This window comes from Streptomyces sparsus, from assembly GCF_054776295.1.
The window spans coordinates 1,862-6,101 of sequence record NZ_BAAHCA010000228.1; the positions used below are offsets into that span (position 1 = coordinate 1,862).

The following is a 4,240-nucleotide window of genomic DNA, read 5'->3' on the forward strand; positions in this document are numbered from 1 at the left end:
CCCCCCCCCCCCCCCCCCCCCCCCCCCCCCCCCCACCACCGGGCCTGTGTGGCGCTGTCAGCGAGCGCGCTCAGCCCTTCTCGGTGATCTCCGGGGCGGGCTCGTTCTCGTAGTTGGCCGGGCCGAAGTTGGCCTCGACGAACTTGTCCCAGGAACCGTCGTCGATCATCTTCTGCAGCGCGTCGTTGATCTTGCTCTGGAGCTCGGTGTCGCCCTTCTTGAGGCCGATACCGTAGTTCTCGTCACTGAGGCTGAGGCCGGCGAGCTCGAACTTGCCCTGGTAGTCCTTCTGCGCGGCGAAACCGGCCAGGATGGAGTCGTCCGTGGTCAGCGCGTCGACTGCGCCGCTCTCCAGACCGCTCAGGCACTCCGAGTAGCCGCCGTACTCCTGGAGCTGGGCGTCGGGCGCGAAGTCGTTCTTGACGTTCTGCGCCGAGGTGGAGCCCGTCACGGAGCACAGCTTCTTGCCGTTGAGGTCGTCACCCTCGGACACCTGCTCGCCCTTGCGGACCAGCAGGTCCTGGTGGGCGAGCAGGTACGGACCGGCGAAGGAGACCTTCTCCTTGCGCTCGTCGGTGATGGAGTAGGTGGCGGCGATGAAGTCCACGTCGCCACGGGAGATCAGGTTCTCCCGCTCGGCGCTGGGGGCCTGCTTCCAGGTGATGTCACCCTCCTCGTAGCCGAGCTCCTTGGCCACGTAGGTGGCGACGTCGACGTCGAAGCCCTCGAAATCGCCGTCCTCCGTCTTCAGGCCCAGGCCCGGCTGGTCGAACTTGATGCCGATGGTGACCTTGTCGTTGCCGTCACCGTCGCCGCTGTCGCTCTCCCCGCCGCAGGCGGTGAGAGACAGGCCGAGCGTGATCGCGGTGGCGACGGCGATGCTGGTGTTGCGGAGTTTCATTGCTGGACTTCCCTCGTTGAGTGGTGTGCGAATTCCGCCGGGAGGTGGCTCAGTGCGCGAGGATCTTCGACAGGAAGTCCTTGGCCCGGTCACTGCGGGGATTACTGAAGAACTGGTCGGGAGTCGCCTCCTCGACGATCCGACCGTCGGCCATGAACACCACGCGGTTCGCCGCGGACCGGGCGAAACCCATCTCGTGGGTGACCACGATCATTGTCATGCCGTCCCGGGCCAGCTGCTGCATGACCTCCAGGACCTCGTTGATCATCTCCGGGTCGAGCGCGGAGGTGGGCTCGTCGAAGAGCATCACCTTCGGCTCCATCGCCAGGGCCCGCGCGATGGCGACACGCTGCTGCTGGCCGCCGGAGAGCTGCGCCGGGTACTTGTCGGCCTGGTTGGCGACGCCGACCCGGTCCAGCAGCTCACGGCCCCGCTTGTCCGCGTCGGCCTTCGACTTGCGCCGCACCTTGATCTGGCCCAGCGTCACGTTCTCCAGCACCGTCTTGTGCGCGAAGAGGTTGAAGGACTGGAAGACCATGCCCACGTCCGCGCGCAGCCTGGCCAGCTCCTTGCCCTCCGCGGGCAGCGGCTTGCCGTCGATCGTGATCGAGCCGGACTCGACGGTCTCCAGTCGGTTGATGGCCCGGCACAGGGTCGACTTGCCCGAACCCGAGGGACCGATCACGACCACCACCTCGCCTCGGGTGATGGTCAGATCGATGTCCTGGAGCACGTGCAGGGCGCCGAAATGCTTGTTGACGTTGTCCAGTACGACCAGTGGATCCGCTTTTGGCGCGGCGTCCTTGGTCACCGATACTTCGCTCATCGGCGTCACTCGCTCCGTCCTCATCGACTGGGGGGACCTTAATGACCTGCGGGAACCCGCGTCATCACATCTGAGCGGAACTTGAGGATAACGATCCCGCCACGAACGGACACGCTCAGTGATCGACCTGATCGGGAGAGTACCGGCTGCACAACGGATATCCGTCTGTGACCGGTGAGGCATTGACTCGCCCGGTTCAGTCGGGGTGTATGCATAGGCGAGCCCGCACCGCGCGGGACCGGTCGCGCCCGGAGCGGGAACGGACGACCAACCCGGAGGGAGGCCCGGTGCGGCTGCTGCTGGTCGAGGACGACGAACACGTCGCTGCGGCGCTCAGCGCCGTGCTGAACAGGCACGGCTTCGACGTGGTGCACGCCCGCAACGGCGCGGAGGCCCTCGACCACCTGCTGCCCGCGGACGGTGTGTCCCCCTTCGCCGTGGTGCTGCTCGACCTCGGTCTGCCCGACCAGGACGGCTTCGAGGTCTGCGGCCGGATCCGTCGCCGCACCAGCACGCCGGTGATCATGGTGACCGCCAGAGCCGACGTCCGCTCGCGTATCCACGGCCTCAACCTGGGGGCTGACGACTACGTCGTCAAGCCCTACGACACCGGGGAACTGCTCGCCCGGATCCACGCCGTCAGCCGGCGCAACGCCGCGGACGAACACGCCGAGCAGCCCGACAGCGGCGAGGGCGACGGCGGCCACGACCCCACCTCGCTGCGGTTCGGCACCGTGCTGATCGACCTCTCCACCCGCCGGGTCACCGTGGACGACGAACCCGTGCAGCTGACCCGCAAGGAGTTCGACCTGCTCGCGCTGCTCGCCCAGCGCCCCGGCGTGGTCTTCCGACGCGAGCAGATCATCAGCGAGGTGTGGCGCACCAGCTGGGAGGGCACCGGCCGCACCCTCGAGGTCCACGTCGCCTCGCTGAGGTCCAAGCTGCGACTGCCCGCGCTCATCGAGACCGTGCGGGGCGTCGGCTACCGGCTGGCCTCCCCGGCCGCCTGAGGCCTCGGGCACCGTGCGCTCCCGCCTTCTGCCGCTGCTGATCGTCCTGTCCGCGGGCGTGCTGCTCGCCCTCGCCTTCCCGCTCGCCGTGAGCATGGCCGCCAGGGACCAGCAGCGGGTGGTGGTCGACCGGATCGACGACACCGCCCGGTTCGCCTCCCTGGCCCAGTTCGTCACCGCCCGGCCCGTGGACGGCTCGCTCGCCTCCGCGGAGAGCCGGGCCGCCCGGGAGGAGCAGGACGAGCGGCTGGCCACCCTCACCGAGGAACTGGCCCGCTACCACCAGCTGTACGGCATTCGCGCCGGGGTCTTCTTCCGCGACGGCCGCGCGATGGCCGCGTCCCCCGACGGCTGGGGCGTGCCCGAGGAGGGGCAGGGCGCCGAGGCGTTCGCGGAGGCCCTCGCCGGCCGGCGCAGCCATGACGCGGCGCAGGTGTGGCCCTGGTCGACGCACCGCATCGCGGTCGCCTCCCCGGTGATCCGGGACGGCGATGTGGTCGCGGTGGTCCTCACCTCCTCGCCCGGTGACGAGTTGGGCTCCCGCATCCTGCGCAGCTGGCTGCCGCTCGCAGCGGGTGAGGGCGCCGCGATGCTGGTCGCGGTGATCGCGGCATACCAGCTCACCGGCTGGGTGCTGCGCCCCGTCCGCACGCTCGACAAGGCCGCGCACGACATCGCCACCGGCAAGCTGGCCTCCCGCGTCGCCGCGTCCGGCGGACCGCCCGAACTGCAACGCCTGGCGCACTCCTTCAACGAGATGGCCGACCACGTCGAGGAGATCCTGGAACAGCAGCGCGCCTTCGTCGCGGACGCCTCCCACCAACTGCGCAACCCCCTCTCGGCACTGCTGCTGCGCATCGAACTGCTGGGCCTGGCGCTGCCCGAGGGCAGTGCGGAGTTCGCCTCGGTACAGGCCGAGGGCAAACGCCTGGCCCGCGTGCTCGACGACCTGCTCGGCCTGGCCCTCGCCGAGCACACCGCCGCCGACCTGCAACTCACCGACGTCGCCGCGCTCGTCGCCGAGCGGGTCGACGCATGGCGGCCGGTCGCCGACCGCCGCGGCGTGCAGCTCGGCACCGCAGGGAAAGCCGCGGTGACCGCCTGGACCGATCCGGTGGCGCTGTCGAGCGCGCTGGACGCCGTCGTGGACAACGCGCTCAAGTTCACGCCGGCCGGAGCGCCCGTCACCGTCACCACGGCGCCCGACGGCGAACACGTGACCATCGAGGTGGCCGACGGCGGCCCGGGCCTGGCGGAGGACGAGTTGGAGCGGATCGGCGACCGCTTCTGGCGCAGCAGCCGGCACCAGAACGTTCCCGGCTCCGGCCTCGGCCTGTCCATCACCAGGGCGCTGCTGTCGGCCGGCGGCGGCACCGTCTCCTACGCGCCCAACGAGCCCTGCGGCCTGCGCGTCACCTTCACCCTGCCTCGCAACGCCCCCTGAGCCCCGCCAGGCGCTGCCCGGGGACGGGCGGGGCGCGGACGGGCGGGGCGCCGACGGGC

At 70.2% G+C, this 4,240-nt stretch carries 4 protein-coding genes; 2 read left to right on the forward strand and 2 right to left on the reverse strand.

All coding sequences use genetic code 11. The annotated features are described in order from the left end of the window. Positions 1 to 70 precede the first annotated feature (70 nt). Together ACYVE9_RS12870 and ACYVE9_RS12875 are read right to left on the reverse strand one after the other, a co-directional pair. Entirely contained in the window at positions 71 to 901 is an 831-nt protein-coding gene (locus ACYVE9_RS12870) for a glutamate ABC transporter substrate-binding protein (RefSeq protein WP_461027946.1), read from the reverse strand. 49 nt (positions 902 to 950) lie between these two features. Continuing rightward, positions 951 to 1,727 (reverse strand): amino acid ABC transporter ATP-binding protein, encoded by a 777-nt coding sequence (locus tag ACYVE9_RS12875; protein ID WP_461027947.1) that lies wholly within the window; start codon positions 1,725 to 1,727, stop codon positions 951 to 953. 287 nt (positions 1,728 to 2,014) lie between these two features. Here ACYVE9_RS12875 and ACYVE9_RS12880 point away from each other — a divergent pair, with 287 nt between their 5' ends. Further along, positions 2,015 to 2,737 carry a response regulator transcription factor gene (locus ACYVE9_RS12880; RefSeq protein ID WP_461027948.1) on the forward strand — a complete coding sequence of 241 codons (723 nt, stop codon included), beginning with the start codon at positions 2,015 to 2,017 and terminating at the stop codon, positions 2,735 to 2,737. A gap of 13 nt (positions 2,738 to 2,750) precedes the next feature. After that, positions 2,751 to 4,181, forward strand: a complete 1,431-nt coding sequence (locus ACYVE9_RS12885) for a sensor histidine kinase (protein WP_461027949.1) — start codon at positions 2,751 to 2,753, stop codon at positions 4,179 to 4,181. The last annotated feature ends 59 nt before the right edge of the window (positions 4,182 to 4,240 follow it).